The organism is Pseudomonas sp. NPDC089407, assembly GCF_044900445.1.
Lineage (GTDB): Bacteria > Pseudomonadota > Gammaproteobacteria > Pseudomonadales > Pseudomonadaceae > Aquipseudomonas.
In genome coordinates, this window is the sequence record NZ_JBJDNB010000058.1 from 1 (window position 1) to 19636 (window position 19636).

Genomic DNA, 19636 nt, shown 5'->3' on the forward strand with positions numbered 1-19636 from the left:
GCTTGCCGGCGATGGGCCGCAACGCGGCCCCAAATTGCTTAACTGACCGGCATTAGGGCTTGCCCCGCGAAGCGCCGCGCGGGCGGCGCTCGATCGCACAGGCACCCAACATCTCAAGGCATGCACCTGTCAGCCTATACCGCTTAACTGACTGGCATCAGGGCTTGCCCCGCGAAGAAGGCAACGCGGTGCCCGCCATCCGCCCCGTCAGACTTTCCTGAAACCTACCCCCCACCCCTTCAACTCAGATAACCAGGCGAACTATCCTACACACCAGTCAGAAGCAGCTGAATTGTCGGGGAAATGCCCCAGGGATAACGTCATCGGGTCGCCATATTCGTGACCGGGTGTGAGAACCTGACAAGCACTGCTGCTCGACTGTTCAATGGCAGCCATTCGCGGGCAAGCTTCGGCTTGGCCGGTTTTCAGTGCATCGGTTTCTCACCCCGCGCAATGGCTGCCACCTTTGTCCGTGAGAAAGATCGAGGTGGTGGGTTCTCACAACGCACTGGAATGACACCATGAAAAACAACGACCAATCCCCTATCCTCACCGCAGGCATCGAAACCTTCCTCGAAGCCGGCAACCCCACCCTGGACCTGCTCCGCGTCCAACCCGGCGTCCCCGTCGACGACGCCTACGAACACGTCTCGGTCCTGCTGGGCTACTGCAAACACCTGGTGCGCGAAGGCGACATGGAAGACGACCACAAAATGCTGGGTGCAGCCGATTACCTGCTGGCCATGGCCAAAGCCCTGATGAACGACATCGAGATTGCCAAGAACAAGCGCCACTAAACCGCGCGCCCCCAAGCCAGGCGAGGCTCTACCTCGCCTACCGAGCTTTTTTGTAGGAGCGGGTTCACCCGCGAATACGCCCGCACCGACAACACCACATGCCCGATTGAAACCGGCCAGCAGCCCCACCCTTTCGCGGGTAGACCGCCCCTACACCGGAGTGGCCTTCTAAGAAAATGGACATCAGAGGAAGCACGCATCTGTGGGAGCGGGCTTATCCTAATGCCGGTCCGTTAAGCAATTTGGGGCCGCGTTGCGGCCCATCGATGCGGTTCGTAGCCACGACAAGCCAGGCTCCCACAGATATGGCGCATGGCTCAAATTTGATGCGGTAGGTGTGGGAGCTGGCTTGCCGGCGATGGGCTGCGCAGCAGCCCCGGCAGCCCTAACTGACTGGCATTAGGGCTTGCCCTGCGAACGCCTGCAAAGCCGGTGCCCTGCCAAAGCCCCCAACAGCCCCCTCAAATCACCGTTCGAGGATAAACACTGATAAACGCCGAAATCGCAATCGCATCCCCATCATCAACCTTCACCCGCGGGCTCTGCCCCGAGCGTTTGATATCAGACGCGAAATCCGCCGCCTTGAACGCCTGCTCAAGCTCATCACCCCCCACCCCGGCATACACAACCACCTGGGTACCGGTATTGTGCTTTTGCAAAGGCAGCTGCTTGATCTGCACCTGCACACCCGACTTGGTCAGCGCCACGGCGATTTCCTTGGCAAAGCGAACCGCCTCTTTGTCATCCTTGTGGATATTCAGCAGTACCACCGGTGCCAGCGTTTTAGCCTTCAGCTCACCCGCCAACGCCTTGAATGCGTCCTGCGCCTGAGGCGTCAGCGTTCGGGGCTTGAGGCTGGCTTCCAGCTTCAGCCGTTCGGCCCTCTCCTGTTCCAGTTCGGCCCTCCCACGTTCGAGTTCGGCCTTGAGCGCCTCGTTTTGCTCCAGGAGCTGCTGGATTTCCAACTGCGCCTGCACATCCGATTCATTGACCACGGTAACCTCCTGCGAGGCCCGCGAAATCGTCAATTCGGAGTGCTGGTTTTTCACGTCCGAGGTCATGTGGGCGAGGATCATTGCACTGGCCGCGATCAACGCTGCGATGACCGCTGTGGCGGAGGCTATGGCATGGATAAGGCTGGCTGCGTCTGCTGAAATATCAGGCATAAACAACTTCTTGATGTTAGGGATGTTCATCGTTTCACGGTCAGGCAGATGTGCCGGGAAGGTGGCCCGGTACGGTACGAGTCGAGCCAGAAGGCTAGCGAGGACCGGCAGGGTGCCATAATTTTGTGGATTTTGCTGAATAAAGCATGGTTTGCGAGACCAATGTCGCAAGGCACGACAAGCAATCTTCAACCAAAGCGACTCACTCATTGTTGAGCTCTTTGGCTACAAAGGATTATTCAACGGCATCGCTTGCCCATTTGACGGTGGCACCGCTCAAACAAGAAGCCAGCCTCTGGCAGACCGCACAGCCCTTTAGGCTGCGCGGTCACGCAGAGCACGCGCCGCACGAGCGTGGCGCGGCCCCTGTGGGGACGGGCTTGCCCGCGAAGAATCCAGCGCAGTGACTGGCACTAGTGTTACCGTTTTCTCGGGGCAAGCTCGAAAACGCCCCATCGGCTATGTAATCCCCTTCCGCCTCACAGCATGCCCACCACGTCATGGCGGTGGTACGCGGGCAGACTTCGGTCTGGCCGGGCTTTGTAGCTCCTTCGGTTTCTCACCCCGCGTACGACTGCCGCCCAGATCCGCGAGAAAGATTCGCGTGCCAGGTCCAATTACTAGAAGCTACTACCATGAAAAAAATGGCCAATCCCCCATCCTCACCGCAGGCATCGAAACCTTCCTTGAATCCTGCATCCCCGCCGACGACGCCTACGAACACGTCTCCGTCGTGCTGGGCTACTGCAAGCACCTGGTGCGCGAAGGTGAGACGGAAGACGATCACAAAATTCTGGCGCAGCCGATTACCTGCTGGCCACGGCCAAAGCCCTGATGAATTGCGAAGAGCTAGCGCCACTCAGGGCGCTAGCCCAAGGCCAAGCGGGGCAGTACCTCGCTTGGTGAGAAATGAAGTAGACGTTGGCGAGAGAGCTTGGCGGGAGCAAGGCCTTTCGGGGGGGCGGACTTACATGTAAACACAGCCACACTGGGTGCCATCCGCCGCAAGCCTCCAAAAGAACCCGATGCCTGCTCAGACACACGGCCGCACTAAGCATCGAAGCCTGCCCCTGACGCGCCTATAACGTGATCCACTACATTAACGAATGCGAACAATACAGTTCGCACTCCCGGAGGTTGGAATTGCGGACCACCTGTACGAAATTACTATCTGAGTTGCTGTAGGCTTATTTTCGCCATCATCTCTTACACCTACTGTCAAGAGTTGGTCTGGAGGTGTTCCAGGATATCTTAGGGAAAGAGATACCTGACCAGCTTCTGGCGCGTAAAGGAAATTATGCGGCACAACTACGCTTCCGGAAACCGAATCGTTAGGTATACTCACATCGATATAGTCATCCGTAGACGTGCCATTAATACCATTTCCTTGACTAGCTGCGATTTCCCAATCACACGCTCGATTCAACGCTACCATGGGGTCTCCCTTAAATGGTGTAAACCCCGCCGCACCAGATATCACCAGTTTAATTTTTTCATTCGCAACTACTCCTACAGACTGGAAGCCAACACTATCAGCAGTCAAACCAGCAGCAACAATATCAATCATGTTTCCAAATGATTTAGCGCCATTACGAACTAGAGCGGTTCCGGAGTAAATCGTGTCAATCACACCACAGATCTGATTCGTCTCCCCCGAAACAAACACTCCGTTACCTTTCACGCGCAACGCCTGAAACCTGATAACGTTATTACTACCAGCAACCTTCAAGAAACCAGCATCAAGAGGAACAAAGTCGCGTTGCAACTGAGCGGCATAGGTAATAGTCAAATTATTACATCCGCCTAAAATCTGTACTGCATAATCGTGCAGATCTTGGCTAGGGCGGTATCGATAGACCCGCATCTGACCTGTTAACTGCCAGATCTTTCCATTATCAACAACAATATCGGGCTTGACTAAAAACCTGCTGCCTGCAAAGGCGTCAGGCGCCCGACCATTTGCTCGACTTTCAAGTATACCAATGACCCCATGGGCCCCTTCACCAAAATAATACCCCCCACAACTATTCTCAACAACAATATGACCAACATTGAATCGATTAACCCCCCTAGTTCGCACGCCGAACCCATAGCTGTTCGCATACACATGAACAAATCCAATCTCGGCGTGCCCCGTATACGGAGGTGAATTATCCAAAACCAACCCATCGACACTAACACCTGGATAGATGTCACTCAAATTGTCCATGGCAGTTTGCCGCTGTGAATACGGAAGAAGCCCGGCAAGGCCAAAAACAACGTATTCGAGATAAATGTCACCAGGACCTCGGAACACAATACCCTCTTTACCACTTATGCGCCCCGTAACTCTTACTCGACTAGCATGTTCTTGATTAGACAGAAACTCACCACCGCCCTCTATGTATAGAGCATTCTTTGCAACATTATACACTTCTACATCAAGATCAAATCGACTTCCAAAAATCTTTATAGCACTTCCCGCAGAGTTAATAACTCGATTGCTTTTTTTCCACGTCACCCCCTCACTAAAGTCCAGATAGTTACCCTCAATAGTCAGCCCCTTAACGCTGAAAGCATTAGGGGCATTCGCGATACTCCCTACACCTGTAAGGCTATCAAAATCCCGTGTCTTGAAAACATCCGTATTGGAGCCGGGTGCAGCTACAACTTTACATGCTCCTCGGCCAGCCCCTTCATGATGCACCAAAGAATCTAACGGAATAGGACGCGAAACCACATACGTGCCGGCGGGATACCAGATACTTCCTCCAAAGCCTCTGTTACGCACAAAGTCAACTGCCTTCAAGATCGCATCAATATCATCAACGGCACCATTACCCAGAGCACCGAAGTCTTTAACAGATACCCGATAATCCGAAAGATGCTCAAATAAAGTTCTACTAACTCCCGTAATAGACGCCCTATGCCCCACAAGCTCGGTTCCTGTAGGGCTTTCAAGTTGCTGGCGTAACAGCGCACCACTCACGGCATCTAAATTATTCAATCCCTCAGAGCTGGCGGTTGACGTTGCACTCGCGCCATAGGCTGCCGGAGCCGCGAGTGAGGCGGAGCCAATGGCGCTGAGCTTTAGCATTTTTCGGCGATTTAACATGACGAGTAAGCCTTGAAATGAAGTCCTGCTGAGTATAGCTGCGTGACTCCAGAAGGTATGTAGTGGCACCTCTCTCTTCATGAAAAAATAATAATAAACTTGCCACCATGAACATAGTTCATCTTAGCGCTAACACGCGGACCAGATTTTCGGGCCATCAAGTGCTGACCCAGCCCAAAGAATAAGCCGACTGCTGGACCCCGCAAAGCTCATCTACCAAGCCCCTTGCAGCCCCTAAAAGAACTGACGACCTGAGGTAGACACCGCTAAATTAAAACGCTTATTTCTTGAGAATATAGTATATGTGCTTCATCAAGGCCCCATTAAAAAGTCGAAGCGCAACGAGTTCAATACACAAGAACTAAAATTTACACACTTCCCGCCAACACCACTACTGCACTCCCCACAGAAACCAGAAAAGCTGGTAGTAACGTCACGCAGCTCTATCGTTTATTGACGTCTAGTGACGCCTGCAACGTTGACTATGCAGTCAGATTTCATTTTTTCATCTAAGCAACGCTAGTAATTAAAAATCCGCCTGCGGCGGTAATCGTCAGCTGGTTAATACCTGTCATAGCTTCAATCGGCGGGGTCGGGATGAACAAACTTTGGCTCGCGTTGCGGGCGCTGAATCAGTCGCCTGTTGACGAAAGCTAAGAAGCTACCGGCGCCGTCTCCTGCCTATTTCACAGACGGACTGGGTAACCTCGATCAGCTCTGCTTTGAGGCCATCCAGAAGAAGCAGTTACCGCTATTGCCCATCTCCCCTCGCCGGAAAGACGTTACCCTAAGTGCGGACATACATCTGACTTAAACCCTTCGCATCCTGAGCATTCTGCACGCCACACATTCTGGCGAGGTGACACATGGCAGCCTCAAGTGAGGCGATGTGCCATCATTGAGCTATCGTTGATTTCTGCCGTTTTTCGACGAAAGGCTGCGAGCCATCGCCTGCGATTGTGGCACTTTGCTTGACGCTTATGGCCCATCACGCTTAACCTTCCGCCCCTTAGAACAGGGAAGTGTCCGGAAGATCCGTCTGAAATCGCCTAAGAGCGAGCCTTTCCTGAAGATGAATTCCGGCGTGCCTAGGTGCGCTGCTCTGCTTTGCGGACGCGATCTTGAAGCCTCGTTCCTCCCTCCAGATTCAGAAATCGGTCATCTTCGCCCTCGTACTGCGCGAAGCGCGCTCGCGTCTCGGTGATCGCCGCATGGGCGCAGTATGGTTGCTCCTTGAGCCTATCTGCCACCTGCTGATTTTCTCATTGTTGTTCTCCATGCTTCGTGGGCGCACGGTCTCCGGTGTCGACTACCCGGTGTTCATTCTCGTAGGCATGGCGCCATTCTTGCTGTATAGGAACACCGCTTTGCGGCTCATGGACAGCCTACGCGAAAACCGCTCACTGTTTGGCTATAAACAGATTAAGCCTCTAGATACTTACGTCGCTAGGGTTATCGTCGAAGCCTGCATCGCCGCTACGGTGTATGCCATTTTGGTATTCGGGTTCTCCTGGTTCGGTTTCGACATGTCTATACATAGCCCACTGCAATGGGCTGCAACGCTGCTGCTGGGCCTTCTGTTCACGTTTGGCCTTGGCATGCTCCTAGCACTGGTCACCCACGCGCTACCTAGCTTGAAGATCGTCATTCGCATGGCATTCTTTCCGCTGTATTTCATCTCAGGCGTACTAATCCCCGCTAGCTATTTGCCACAAGCGATGATGCCGGTCCTGCTACTTAACCCGTTCCTGCACATCCTTGAGCTAATACGCGCCGAGGTGCTGTCCAACTATATACCGGTGGACGGCATATCCGCGACCTATGTAATCGGCTTTACCATGGTGCTACTGTTCCTTTCGCTAGGTGCCTATCGCGCCCGTAGGATGCACCTGATTTCCACCAAGAACGGCTAAGTACAGGTCACACGTGTTCGAGCTCAGAAACGTTACCAAGTCGTACCTCACGCCAAATGGCCGGAGGTATGTCTTTCGCAACCTGTCGTTGGCCATTCCGCCCGGCAAGAATATTGGCTTGATCGGTCGCAACGGCGCCGGCAAATCGACATTGATGCGCCTGCTGGGTGGCGCAGATGTACCCGACTCCGGAACTATTGCCACTGACAGAAGCATCTCTTGGCCCGTCGGTTTAACCGGGGGTTTCCAAGGCAGCATGAGTGGGCGAGACAACATCAAGTTCATATGCCGCGTGTACGGTGCCACTGGCGAAGCTATGCGTGAAAAAATCCGTTATGTCCAAGAGTTCGCCGAGATCGGGGATTGGATTGACGAACCCATTAAAACTTATTCGTCGGGCATGCGTTCGCGCGTTGCTTTTGGCCTGAGCATGGCATTTGACTTCGATTACTACTTGATAGATGAAGTGATGTCGGTGGGTGATGCACAGTTTAAACGCAAATGCGCTGAGGTATTTAAACAGAAACTACAGAAAGCTAATGTGGTGCTGGTTTCTCACTCCATGCCAGAGATCGAGAAACTGTGTGACATAGTCTTGCTGGTACGTGATGGCGGCATCCAGGTATACGACGACGTCGCTGAAGGCATCAAGGCGTATAGTAGTTGATCAACCCTTTTTTCGTTGCAGCACCGTTTCACATCAAGGATGCATCCAATTATGAGCAGTACAGGCAATAATAAAGGCTGGCGCCTAGCGTTGGTTATGGTAGCTCTACCAATGATCCTGGCTTCTGTGTACTACGGCTTATTCGCCGTCGACCGTTTTGTAAGTTCCGCCCAAGTGGTAGTACGCCAAGATGGCAACAACCAAGGTTCTCAAGTACCTGGCCTAGCAACTCTGCTGACCGGCGCAAACCCGGCCTCGCGAGAAGAAACCCTGTACCTGCGTGAATACATCACTTCGATGGACATGATGCTGCTGCTTGAAAAAAAGGTAAATTGGATTGAACAGTATGCCGCTCAACGCAGTGATATTTTCTTCTGGCTGAACAAAGACGAACCCCGCGAAGGTCTGCTCAAATACTACCAGCGGATGGTTTCGGCTCATTATGACGAAACGACAGGTCTTCTACGCGTTGAAGTACAAGCTTTCACTCCAGAGCTGTCGGAGCAAATGCTGCGTGTGATATTACAGGCAAGCGAGCATTTCGTTAACGAAGTAAGTCACAATATTGCTCGCGAACAAATGAAATTTGCTCAAGGGGAGCTGGAGACTGCACGAGCCAACTACGGCAAACGCAAAATCGAGCTGCTGGACTTTCAAAACGTGAACAAAGTACTTGATGGTGGAAATACCGCACAAAACCGCGCCACCATCATTGCCGAACTCGAAGGTCAGTACACCAAAGAGCAAGCCGCTCTTACTGAAATGAACTTCAAGCTTCGTGCTGACGCCCCACAGGTTCGTCAGCAGAAACAAAAAGTTGAAGCCATCACGCAGCAGCTGGCCAAAGAAAAGCGATTGCTGGTGTCTTCACCGAAAGGCTCACAGCTCAACGTAGTTGCGTCCCGCTACCAACAGTTGACTCTTGATGCCGGCATTGCTGAAGAATCCTATAAAACCGCAGTAGCCGCGCTAGACAATGCTCGCATCGAAGCGAGCAAAAAAATTCGCACTTTGGTTACCGTGGTAAGCCCAAACACCCCGCAGCTCGCTATTTACCCAGAGCGGCTGTACAACCTAGCAACCATCCTGCTCGGTTTGCTGATGGTATTCGGCATCACTCGCTTCATTCTTGCTTCGATTGAGGATCATCGTGATTAAATCCCTGCCTGTCTCCAAGCGCTTAAATTTGAAACTTGCGGCATTGGCCCTGGCAGCTTTGGGGCTATCCGGCTGTGGCGGCACATTGTCTGGCGCAGGCCCTTACAAGGGTGAAATTGAAAGCAAAAATGACACTTATAATCTTGTCGACATAAACGCCACAACAATCAAACCCTATATGTCTGGCGCCCCTCGCCCTGTTCTACCTACCGTCACTAAGCCAGTATCTGCGGAAGTGCGGCTTGCGGCGGGTGACGTGCTAGACGTACTCATTGCGGATACCGCGCCGGAAGGCTCTGCCCTGTTCGCCCCACTTGCTACCGGCGGTACCAGGCTGAAAACCCGCATCGACGCCCAAGGAATGCTGTCACTTCCTTATGTCGGCCGCCAGTTCGTAGCTGGCATGACCTTGAACCAGGTCGAACAGCTAATTCGCCGCCAATTGAAAGGCATTACCACAGATGTACAGACTCACGTCGAATTAGTCGGCGATTTGTCTGGGTCTGTGCTCGTTGCTGGCGCGGTAAAAACGCCGGGACGGTTCAGCACCTTGCAGGGGCCGCTGACCCTCTTAGATGCTGTAAACCAGGCTGGCGGTCCAGTATTGGAACCACATTTAGTCAACGTGACAGTTCGTACTGGCGAGCAAGTGAAGCAGTTTAACTACGAAGATATACTTGCCGGCAACAATATGATTCTCCGTCCAAACTCAGAAGTCGTACTGGATCGCGCTCGCCAACGATTCGTTGCGATGGGCGCTGTCGGAGAGCCAGGCCTTAAGGATCTACCTAATCAGAACACGAGTTTGTTGGATGCATTAGGTAGTGTAGGTGGACTTCGCGAGCAAAATGCCAATCCGGAAGGCGTATTTATTTTCCGTATGGCTAATACCGCAGGCGGGAAACCTACCGTACTGCGATTGAACATGCGGGACCCAGCAGCAATTTTCTATGCACGTCAGATTGCTGTAAAGCCGGATGACACGATCTATGTAACTAACGCAGCGGTTTATGAGTGGCAAAAAGTTATATCGCCAATCGTACAAACAATGCTCTTGGGCAAAGCAACAGGCGCGTATAACTAATTAGCAGCAACATGGATGCGAGCTGACTCGCGAACTGGCGGTAGTACACTACCAAATTTAGTCAAAGCAGCGAAGCTGCTTAATAGTTACAACGAGAAAGGGAATGTTTAAAAAGTTATTTCTGTGCTGCGACTTCTTGATGACCCGCCCAGAGACCCAGCGCTATCACTTGCGCTGGTTCTCTACCATTCTAGGCTCGACGCTAAACAGAACGACTCACATTGAAACTGAAAGGTTTCTGAGCGATCTCCGAGAAACTTTCAGCAGGCAAGAATTTTTTGCCCGCAGCGGAATCATGCTGAATGAATCGGAGTCTCACTTCCATTTCGATGAAAAAAATATTTCCGATCGCTCTCTTGAACTTATTAAAAAGCCGCTTGAAGGCTCTCTTCTAATTGGATACGAACTCTCCGAAGAGACTCGAGCCGTCTTGACCCGGGCTGGAATCGCCTACATTGACGTTTGGCTGCACCCGATTCGCTTCCTTGACGATAACTTTTTTGCATTCCGCTCTAATGTAAAATCGATCAACCTTGGTCTACAAGGGCACCATCTGCAGGATGACGTTTACACTCTTTACGCCGACAAGCTAAAAATCCAATCTTACATGGGTTGGGATAAATATAAAAACGGCCTAGACAACGCGCTGAAAGCAAACTCTGCTATTTTTGTAGGCCAGACACTAACAGATAAAGCAGTATGCCGAAATGGCACAATGTTAAACGTCCTTAATTTCAAAGATGAGTTCACTGAACTCACTAAGAGATTTAGTCACGTTTACTTCTCCAGACACCCAATGATCAAAGGTGATGACGCCGCTCAACTTGAGTTTGTGCTGTCCCACGACAACACCAGCATCACGACAGAACCGGGATACAAGCTCCTGTGCACTGACTCTATTGAGCATGTAACTGGTGTTTCCTCCTCATTAATGTATGAGTCTAAGTTCTTCGGAAAAACTTATAACTATCTTTTCAGACCTGTACTCGATATTTTCGACAATACAAATGAGCAAGGCTACTTCTCAATTTACAGCAAGCTTCATTCGCCTGTATTCTGGAAATCTATCCTTCAGGAAACCATACCCACTCACCAGACGGTGGCAGAGTATGATTTCTTAAGTAAAAACTCAAATTATCGAGACATGCTTGCACTTTATTACAATACTCATGTGTTTGATAAAGTTCATGCATCCTTTGTCGACATTTCAAAGACCAAGGTTGTTAAACGACCTGAAAAACCTCAAGCCAAGCCGATTCGATTTACCTCGGAAAAGCTCCAGGCTAACCCGCCGTCTCTCAAAAAACTTAAGCGCCTAATTGACGAACACCAGACAATTTCGTTTGATGTTTTCGACACCCTATTGCAGCGCAAAACATGGGTCCCAGGTGATGTCATAAACCTGACCGCACAAAAAGTCCAGGCAGAGCTTCAAATACCTGCTGATGAATTTGTTAGCGCTCGCAGAGAAGCAAAGAAGCACTCCAATAAAATTGAAGTACCACTGACTGAGCGTTACGAGATCATTGGGAAAATCCTTAAGATCCCTCAAGAACAAGCACAACTCCTTTATAGCTTCGAGATTGAAGTAGAGCGAGGCCTTCTCCAAGCCCGCGAAATAGGAAAGATCGCTCTTGAGTATGCTCAATCGCAGGGAAAACGAGTAGTAATCACTTCAGACACCTACTTTACTGAAGAGCAAATCAAAGAATTCCTTGCGGACGCAGGTATTTTTGCCGACCGAATTTACGCTTCGAGCTCTTATAACAAAACCAAAGAAGCAGGCAGCCTCTTTGAAGAGTTGCTTGCAAATGAAACCGATAAACTTCTGCACATCGGGGACAACTATAAGGCTGATATCGCTAACGCCAGCGCCAAGAACATTAATGCCAGCTGGGTTATATCGAACCACGATCAATTCAAAAATAGCACCCCACAATTCATTCGCTCAAAAGGCCCATATGGATCAATAAAGGGCGGCCTAATTCAAATTAATACCACGGCCTTCCCTGCAATTACAGCTGGCGCAGGCTACACAAGTGGTAAAGCCTTCAATCTGGGCTACAATGTCGTAGGCGACATGATGCTTGCGTTTGCCGCATGGATCATTGAAAAAGCGCGAATTGATGGAGTAGAGACTCTGTTCTTCCTCGCTCGCGATGGCGAGATTGTGAAGAAGGTCACTGACGAGCTCCTTAATCACATTCCAGGCAATAAAATCAGAACTCAATACCTGCTGGCGTCACGCAGATCAACTCGTGTCGCATCACTTTCTTCGCAAAATGATGTGCTCCGCGAGATAGAAGCCCTTGTAGTTGAATATTCGAAGAACCCTAACAAGAGCGATCTTTCGCAATATCTTTCCTTGCGATTTGGGTTAACCGACGAAAAGCTCAAACACCTCGGCATTGAGACTCTAGAGTTAGAAATTAATACATCTGATAACCAGCGCAGCCCTGAACTGCTCGGAAAGTGGCTTTCCTCCGAGATCGTCATCAATACAATTTTGGAAAATGCCGCCGACGAGCGCCTCATCTACTCCGACTACCTTGATCAGGTAGGCTTCACACAGGGAAGCGCCCCTCTCGGGTTGGTTGATATCGGCCACAACGGTTCATTACAAGCCAGCTTGGCAAAAGCAAGAGGCTTGACAAATACACGCGGTTATTACTTCTGCACCTATGATGGTGTCGACGGAACGCTTTCAAGCGCTGATGGCGACCATCGTGGTTCAGGCTTCTATCGAGATAGAATCAGCACAAGCGATAGATCCCAAAAATATATTCGTTATGCTCTAGTGATTGAGTCGCTGTTCCTGAACGACAAAGGCACATTCTTGCGCCTAGTCAATAAAAATGGACAGCTGTCCCCTTGCTTCCTTGAAGGCAACGAAAGATCTCGGATCGCGTTTAATGAATCTATTCATTTAGGCTCAATCAAGTACACACAGGACCTGCTGAGCACAATTGAAAAATGCTTCGGCAACATTAACATCGGTCATCTTTGGATGCATGATGACGCATGCGAGCGCCTTTTCTCCATGCTCGAGTCGCCCATGCTTCGAGACGCCGAGGTCTTCTCCGGCATTACTATCGAAAACTACTTTGCTGGCCGGCCACTTCGCTATTTTGTCCCTCCAAAGAACAAGCTCAGCATTACACCAGTACTATGGAAAGAGGGGACTCAAGCACTAATTGAAGGCACGAAGGCTCAAGATGAGTTGGTTGCAGCCAAAAAGAAAAGTGCTGACCTGGAAGTAAAAAAGAAAGCGCGTACAGATATACACAAACAGTTTATCGACAGAGAACGAAGCGCACGAACTCTCTATGCTTCAAAAAACTTCATCGAAGCCGCGAACGAGTTTCGTTTGGCATTTAATGCCAAACCGAACAAACCAAATTTGCTGCGCGCGGCATCCGAAGCATTTGTGCTAGCCAACGACAAAAAATCGGCTATTGATACACTTACCGAAGCACAGCTACTGATGCCAAATAACCGCATGCTTAAACGCAGACTATTAACCATCAAGCACCCAATCTTGAAAGTTATCTTCGGTGAGAGCAAATATGAAGTAACGCTGGATACGTAACATGCAGGCTGGTGCGGAGCGACGGCGCTCCGCACCTAGCATGGAGGCGCGCCAATAAATTGACATTGCAGGGGATCTAAAATCGATCTATCATCATCGGTTTTCTCAGCATTAATTATTAGATGTAGGCCTCATGACTAACGAATACTATAAAGTCCAGAAAAAAGATGCTGAAAAAACCATAGTAGTTTTCAGCTCCATTCATACAACACCTGGAAGGTTTCGTTTTGAGCGGCAATTAGCCGACGTCAATGTTAATGCAATTTTTTTAAATTGCCCTAATAACTCATGGTATTTACAAGGAGTTCCGGGTCTAGGTGACTCGCTAAGTGCCACTCGTGACGCACTGAAGCAGTTAATTAAATCTACCTTTCCGGATTCAAAAATTTACGCACTCGGTTCATCTATGGGGGCATCTGGACTTATTGCATTAACTGCAGGTCTGGACATTGAGAATTCTTTTGCCTTTTGCCCAGAGATTGATTTGTTTGGCAAATACTCGTTCAGCTCTAACTACTACAAGGGCCCCGTCACGGCACATCGTAACTTGTGGAGCGAACTTGCAGATTCCAAGAATCTCAATATTTTTTATGGCGAAGAGTGCGAAAGTGATCTAAATCAACTTTGCAGCATTAAAACCGACACAAGCATACCCGTTCTCACTTTTGCCCACGAAGGCCACGGAACAATCGAAGCCATCTTTTTATCGGAAGGCATGAATGGACTGCTTGATTCCTTACTGAATGGTCGGCCAATGATTCCTAAAGTTATTGAGCGCGGGCACGCTGCGGGATCGTTGGTAACATGCAAGACGCTATGGAAATCATATTGGATTTCAAAGAACAAGAGCAAAGACGCCCTTACACAAAATCAAATTAAAGAAGCTCTTGAAAGCCTAGCGCTGAAAACAGCCACCGATAGAAGTTATTATGCTCTCATACAATACTGGCGAGCTCAACTTAGCAACTCGAAGGATGAAAAGAAAATCCTTCTAGAGAACGCCTTAGAAAGCGCCCCGCACTCTCTAAGGACCGCCTCTGCTTATTTTAAACTGTTTGGCACAGATCAGATGAAGAATGAATTCAAAGAGCGATTCAGACTTCGGTATGGCAACAGATATACCGATCACGCTCGTGCCGAACCAATTAGAAAATTTTGACATACTCAAATTCTTGAGGACTGATTCATGATCAAGATCAATGATAAAATCGGCTGCTCCAACTCTTCCCCCTTTGTTCTCTTCGGCGGCATAAACGTCCTAGAATCAGCGGATCTTGCCCTTACAGCATGCGCCGAATACGTACGAGTCACCGACAAACTGGGCATTCCGTACGTCTTCAAAGCAAGTTTTGACAAAGCCAACCGCTCTTCGATCCACTCTTATCGTGGCCCTGGCTTGGAAGAAGGCCTGCGCATCTTCGAGAAAGTAAAGGCGGAGTTTGGTGTTCCAATCATTACCGACGTTCACGAAATTTATCAAGCACAACCAGTCGCTGAGGTAGTCGACGTACTCCAGCTACCTGCGTTTCTGGCCCGTCAAACTGACCTGGTAGTTGCACTGGCTAAGACCGGCAAGCCTGTAAACATCAAGAAACCTCAGTTCTTGAGCCCATCGCAAATGCAAAATATCGTTCACAAGTTCAAAGAAGCTGGCAATGACCAGTTGATTTTGTGTGATCGAGGTTCCTGCATGGGCTACGACAATCTGGTAGTGGACATGCTGGGCTTCGGCGTAATGAAGCGCACCTGTGACAACCTGCCAATCATCTTTGATGTAACTCATGCTTTGCAAAATCGCGATCCATCTGGAGCCGCTTCTGGTGGTCGTCGCGAACAGGTCGTCGACCTGGCGCGCGCAGGTATGAGTGTAGGACTCGCAGGCCTCTTCCTAGAGGCTCATCCGAACCCTGACCAAGCCAAGTGTGATGGCCCAAGCGCGTTGCCATTGGACAAACTGGAACCTTTCCTAACTCAGATCAAAGCGCTTGACGATTTGGTCAAGTCTTTCCCCTCGCTGACCATTTCGTAAATCCTCGGCAACAAGGGTTGCATGTATGGCTACTTTAGAACAACGAGTCGCGATCGTCATTCCCGCCCGCTATGGCTCCACTCGCCTGCCTGGCAAGCCGCTAGCTGATATCGCTGGCAAGCCGATGGTACAGCACGTTTATGAACGTGCGCTTCAAGTCGCTAGCGCGCACGTTGTCGTGATTGCCACTGACGACGAACGAGTTGCGGAAGCAGTCCGCGGCTTTGGCGGTGACTGCGTCATGACTTCACCAGACCACCCTTCTGGTACCGACCGCCTCGCGGAAGTGATGACCCAAGTTGATGCAGACATCTATATTAACTTGCAAGGCGACGAACCCTTGGTCCGGCCAGCAGATATAGACGCCTTGGCGGCCGGGATGCTAGCTGACGCCAGCGTTAGTGTCGGGACTTTGTGTCACTCAATAGACGCGCACGAGGCCAGCAACCCCAACGCCGTCAAAGTTGTGCTAGCGAGCAACGGTAACGCCCTTTACTTCAGTCGTTCGCCAATTCCCTACCCTCGCGACGCTGGGGTGGCGACCTATATGAAGCATGTCGGGGTTTACGCATATCGTCGTAAGGTCGTCGCTGAGTATGCCAGCCTGCCTCAACCGATGATTGAGCATGCTGAAAAGCTCGAGCAACTACGCTTGATGGCAGCAGGCTATTGCATCCGAGCTTATATTATCGAACCTACCGGACCGGGCGTGGATACTCCCGAGTGTCTTGAGCAAGTACGTGCATTGATGGCGGGCCAGACGTTCACCGCTAAGCCGACCTTAGCTGATATTCGGTTGGTCATCACTGATGTAGATGGTGTGCTGACGGACGGAGGTATTTATTACGATGCGACCGGCGAATGTTTCAAACGTTTTCATGTGCGTGATGGCATGGGAATGCGATTACTGGAGGAAAATGGTGTTCGAGTCGCGGTTCTATCCGGTCGCGATTCAGCAACCTTACGCAAGCGAGTGCAAGATTTGGGTGTGACGCTTTGTAAGTTCGGCGTAAAGGATAAGCTAGCTGCCTGCAAACAACTGATGGATGAAGCTGGTGTAACTGCCGAGCAAACTGCATGTATTGGCGATGACTGTATCGACCTGCCAGCGTTTGCAGCATGCGGTATATCATTTGCCGTCGCAGATGCACCAGTGTACGTGAAGTCTGCTGCGACAAAGACTATTGTTTCGGCCGGCGGCACTGGAGCATTTCGTGAAGTCGCTGATGCAATTTTAAGCGCACAAGGCAAAGAATCTGTATTTAGCACTGCAGATGGCTACGCTAAAGTCATGACGAAAATGGCTCAATAAAAACCTCCGCCTGACTCACTGATAGTGGCCTGGCGATTTAGTCCAGCCCACTATCAGTTTTCACTTACCAATCCAGGCTATCAAAAACCTTGGCCATTTGACCATAACATTCATTGGTTGGGTGAATACTTCCATCTACAATTAAATCTAGGACCCCTTCGAAATATTGCCTAATATCAATCGTACTCGCGCCGTACATTTCTAGCATATCTTCATAGTTCCAGATTGGATGACGATAATTTCCTCTATCATCCAGATACTGGCCGTTAGATTTATTAAATTCTTCTCGACCATTTAAGCACCAGAACCATAGCCTCACATTACTCATGCTTGCATACTGACTCAGAGCATCCAGAGCAAGCGCATAGCATTTTTGGGAGTTATCCTCAGAGACAGCCTCAGGCTTTACCAGCCGACCATCTTTGACTGGATGATCAACAGCCACGTTCCCGATCCTGAAGTCAGGAACAAATATTAGTACATTTTCAAACCAAGCTGACCACCACTTCACAAGCTTATTCAGCTGTGCACTAAATATCGACAGCGCTGGAATAGGCAGCAAATGATAGCCATCAGGCTTATTGACCACACCTTTTTGAGAAAATAAATACCATCTTTCAATATGAGATGGCCCAACGATCATATTTCTCGCAGAGTTCTCTTCAAATACGCCGCGATCAGTGTTTAAGTAGAAAATCTTTTTTATCAGTCGCGGCAAATTACCAGCGGCGACATCGTCAATAAACTGGGCGTTATCATGATAATCAATGGCATTTGCCCGATACTTACTCACCAAGGAGGAAATATCGTACATCCACCACTCACTGTGCAAAAGCTTAGCAACTGTTTGCTCGTCAAATCGATACCCTATAACTTTTGCTGGATTACCCGAAACAATCGCATAGGGAGGAATATCTTCTACAACATAGGAGTTCGGCTGTACGATTGCGCCATCACCAACTACCACTCCTTCTTGAACTACTGCCCCCCTGCAAATAAGAACATCGCTACCTATAAAGGTATACCTGTTCTGCTCGAAATAATATCTCGATGTTTTGATTTTTTTGTAATAGTCATCGGAACCTTGCAATGGAAGGTTTCGAGCAAAAAAATGGTTCGAGAAATTTTTTTCCTTAATGACTGGATAGCCGAGTTGTACGCCTTTTTCTATCGTAGAAAAGCGGCCAATGAATGCATTTTTAGCAAATGCCCCGCTATCAATCAAACTATACGCTCCTACAAAAAAGCGAGCATTTAGATTCCCATTAACTACTGCCGACTCTTCTAGAAAACCATCACCCTTAATGGCACGAGAGATACCGACAATACCCTCTACCGCCAACTTTTCATCTAAATTCATAAAATCCCTTAAAGACAAGCCTATAAAAAAGGCCAGAAAGTAAGCCTCGATTTAAGACTTGCCCTCTGACCTTTTTTAGAAAACTGAAGTCAGTCGAAAATTTCTACTACACCGACTACCCTTTCATTGGAATTCGTAACCGCCAAGGCACGAATCTTATTATCCCGCATAAAGGCCTCAGCCTCTGACAGCTGAGCATCCTCATGAATGGTGCGGGGATTAGCTGTCATGAACTGGTTGACCGTAGAGTGAATAATCCCCTCATCCTCCAACAAAGCACGACGGAGATCCCCGTCAGTGACGATGCCAACGAGGTTATCTACATCCATAACTACAGTGAGGCCTAATCGGCTCTGAGTCATGACCATGAGGCAATCGTGGAAGCTGGTAGAAGGCAAAACAACCGGCGCGGGTGAGTGCATGACGTCACTTACGCGAGTTAGCAGCTTACGACCAAGGCTGCCACCGGGGTGATAGCGAGCGAAGTCCATTGGTTTGAACTGGATCGCTTCGATCAGCGCAACAGCCAATGCATCCCCCATGGCCATGGTGGCGAGAGTTGAAGTGGTAGGCGCCAGATTATTCGGGCATACCTCACGATCAACCGAGATATTCAGCCAAATATCGGCATGTTTAGCCAAGGTCGATTTGCCATTTCCGGTCATAGCAATGATTTTATTGCCAAACGACTTAAGGCTCGGAATCAGCTTGATCAACTCTTCCGTTTCACCGCTGTAGCTGATGAGGATCAGCACATCAATCGGCTTGAGCATACCCAGGTCGCCGTGGAAGGCTTCAGCAGGGTGCATGAAGAAGCTTGGAGTGCCTGTCGATGCAAAGGTGGCAACCATTTTCTGACCTATGAGACCAGATTTGCCCATGCCGCATACAACGGTACGGCCTTTACAAGCAAGGATGAGCTCAACAGCGCTCTGAAATTCGCCATCCAGGCGGTCGGCCAGCTGGCCAACAGCTTGTGCCTGAGCGATGAGGGCTTCTTTGGCGATGCTAAGGTGATTCATTTTCGTCCCTGACAACTTCAGAAATGTTTGTAGTCGCGAATGGTAAGGTTTTTGCTTAAAGCACGCAAAGCGTAATGCGATTTTGGTCCGATCAACGGACAGAAAAAAATGCTCCCGATATCTCGCCCCAGTTTTTCATCGCATTGCCGGCCTGGCACCCTCATCGACGCATGATTGTCTTTTTACGTACCCGATTACCATCAACTCCTTGATGCCCAGCGGTGGCTGCGCCAGAATGCGCGCTTTTTGCCACCCTACCCCTACCAGTCAGGAGACTAACGATGCCTAGTCGTCGTGAGCGTGCCAACGCCATTCGTGCCCTCAGCATGGACGCAGTACAAAAAGCCAACAGCGGCCACCCAGGTGCCCCCATGGGCATGGCGGATATCGCCGAAGTACTGTGGCGTGACTACCTGAAGCACAACCCGAGCAACCCAAGCTTCGC

The 19636-nt window shown here is 49.9% G+C and carries 13 protein-coding genes and 2 pseudogenes; 11 read left to right on the forward strand and 4 right to left on the reverse strand.

Features of this window, described 5'->3' with window-relative positions:
- Positions 1-521 precede the first annotated feature (521 nt).
- Entirely contained in the window at positions 522-797 is a 276-nt protein-coding gene (locus ACI2KG_RS28425) for a DUF3077 domain-containing protein (RefSeq protein ID WP_400622454.1), read from the forward strand.
- Positions 798-1258: 461 nt separating this feature from the next.
- Here the strand turns inward: ACI2KG_RS28425 and ACI2KG_RS28430 are convergent, their stop codons facing one another.
- Positions 1259-2173: a cell division protein ZapB gene (locus tag ACI2KG_RS28430; RefSeq protein ID WP_404664181.1), complete on the reverse strand. Its 915-nt coding sequence runs from the start codon at positions 2171-2173 to the stop codon at positions 1259-1261.
- Between the two features lie 406 nt (positions 2174-2579).
- On the opposite strand from ACI2KG_RS28430, the pseudogene ACI2KG_RS28435 reads away from it, so the two are divergent.
- Positions 2580-2869: pseudogene (locus ACI2KG_RS28435) on the forward strand (DUF3077 domain-containing protein).
- Between the two features lie 193 nt (positions 2870-3062).
- Here ACI2KG_RS28435 and ACI2KG_RS28440 read toward each other — a convergent pair.
- Complete coding sequence (locus ACI2KG_RS28440) at positions 3063-5057, reverse strand: glycosyl hydrolase family 28-related protein (protein ID WP_404664182.1); 1995 nt, start codon at positions 5055-5057, stop codon at positions 3063-3065.
- A 1121-nt stretch (positions 5058-6178) separates the two neighbouring features.
- Between ACI2KG_RS28440 and ACI2KG_RS28445 the strand changes: the two genes are divergently transcribed.
- The 8 genes from ACI2KG_RS28445 (at position 6179) to kdsB (ending at position 16809) form a co-directional block, all read left to right on the forward strand.
- Positions 6179-6970, forward strand: coding sequence for an ABC transporter permease (locus ACI2KG_RS28445; protein WP_404664183.1), 792 nt, complete (start codon positions 6179-6181; stop codon positions 6968-6970).
- 13 nt (positions 6971-6983) lie between these two features.
- Positions 6984-7637, forward strand: coding sequence for an ABC transporter ATP-binding protein (locus tag ACI2KG_RS28450; protein ID WP_404664184.1), 654 nt, complete (start codon positions 6984-6986; stop codon positions 7635-7637).
- Between the two features lie 51 nt (positions 7638-7688).
- Positions 7689-8795 (forward strand): ABC transporter permease, encoded by a 1107-nt coding sequence (locus ACI2KG_RS28455; RefSeq protein ID WP_404664185.1) that lies wholly within the window; start codon positions 7689-7691, stop codon positions 8793-8795.
- On the forward strand, positions 8788-9879 hold the full coding sequence (locus ACI2KG_RS28460) for a polysaccharide biosynthesis/export family protein (RefSeq protein WP_404664186.1): 1092 nt from the start codon (positions 8788-8790) through the stop codon (positions 9877-9879). The genes ACI2KG_RS28455 and ACI2KG_RS28460 overlap by 8 nt, the downstream gene beginning before the upstream one ends.
- Positions 9880-9982: 103 nt before the next feature.
- Positions 9983-13468 carry a hypothetical protein gene (locus tag ACI2KG_RS28465; RefSeq protein WP_404664187.1) on the forward strand — a complete coding sequence of 1162 codons (3486 nt, stop codon included), beginning with the start codon at positions 9983-9985 and terminating at the stop codon, positions 13466-13468.
- A gap of 133 nt (positions 13469-13601) precedes the next feature.
- Positions 13602-14627: a hypothetical protein gene (locus ACI2KG_RS28470; protein ID WP_404664188.1), complete on the forward strand. Its 1026-nt coding sequence runs from the start codon at positions 13602-13604 to the stop codon at positions 14625-14627.
- Positions 14628-14654: 27 nt separating this feature from the next.
- Entirely contained in the window at positions 14655-15497 is an 843-nt protein-coding gene (kdsA, locus tag ACI2KG_RS28475; protein WP_404664189.1) for a 3-deoxy-8-phosphooctulonate synthase, read from the forward strand.
- Positions 15498-15522: 25 nt separating this feature from the next.
- Entirely contained in the window at positions 15523-16809 is a 1287-nt protein-coding gene (kdsB, locus tag ACI2KG_RS28480; RefSeq protein WP_404664190.1) for a 3-deoxy-manno-octulosonate cytidylyltransferase, read from the forward strand.
- A gap of 64 nt (positions 16810-16873) precedes the next feature.
- Here kdsB and ACI2KG_RS28485 read toward each other — a convergent pair whose 3' ends face one another.
- The gene (locus ACI2KG_RS28485; RefSeq protein ID WP_404664191.1) at positions 16874-18169 is read right to left on the reverse strand and encodes a hypothetical protein; all 1296 of its coding nucleotides are present in this window, start codon (positions 18167-18169) and stop codon (positions 16874-16876) included.
- Between the two features lie 89 nt (positions 18170-18258).
- The gene (locus ACI2KG_RS28490; protein ID WP_404664192.1) at positions 18259-19191 is read right to left on the reverse strand and encodes an SIS domain-containing protein; all 933 of its coding nucleotides are present in this window, start codon (positions 19189-19191) and stop codon (positions 18259-18261) included.
- Between the two features lie 281 nt (positions 19192-19472).
- On the opposite strand from ACI2KG_RS28490, the pseudogene ACI2KG_RS28495 reads away from it, so the two are divergent.
- Positions 19473-19636 (forward strand): annotated as a pseudogene (locus ACI2KG_RS28495) (transketolase); the annotation flags it as partial.

Coding starts and splice junctions, on each gene's coding strand:
- ACI2KG_RS28425 (WP_400622454.1), top strand. CDS start 522: ATGAAAAACAACGACCAATCCCCTATCCTCACCGCAGGCATCGAAACC.
- ACI2KG_RS28430 (WP_404664181.1), bottom strand. CDS start 2,173: ATGAGTGAGTCGCTTTGGTTGAAGATTGCTTGTCGTGCCTTGCGACAT.
- ACI2KG_RS28440 (WP_404664182.1), bottom strand. CDS start 5,057: ATGTTAAATCGCCGAAAAATGCTAAAGCTCAGCGCCATTGGCTCCGCC.
- ACI2KG_RS28455 (WP_404664185.1), top strand. CDS start 7,689: ATGAGCAGTACAGGCAATAATAAAGGCTGGCGCCTAGCGTTGGTTATG.
- ACI2KG_RS28465 (WP_404664187.1), top strand. CDS start 9,983: ATGTTTAAAAAGTTATTTCTGTGCTGCGACTTCTTGATGACCCGCCCA.
- ACI2KG_RS28470 (WP_404664188.1), top strand. CDS start 13,602: ATGACTAACGAATACTATAAAGTCCAGAAAAAAGATGCTGAAAAAACC.
- kdsA (WP_404664189.1), top strand. CDS start 14,655: ATGATCAAGATCAATGATAAAATCGGCTGCTCCAACTCTTCCCCCTTT.
- kdsB (WP_404664190.1), top strand. CDS start 15,523: ATGGCTACTTTAGAACAACGAGTCGCGATCGTCATTCCCGCCCGCTAT.
- ACI2KG_RS28485 (WP_404664191.1), bottom strand. CDS start 18,169: ATGAATTTAGATGAAAAGTTGGCGGTAGAGGGTATTGTCGGTATCTCT.
- ACI2KG_RS28490 (WP_404664192.1), bottom strand. CDS start 19,191: ATGAATCACCTTAGCATCGCCAAAGAAGCCCTCATCGCTCAGGCACAA.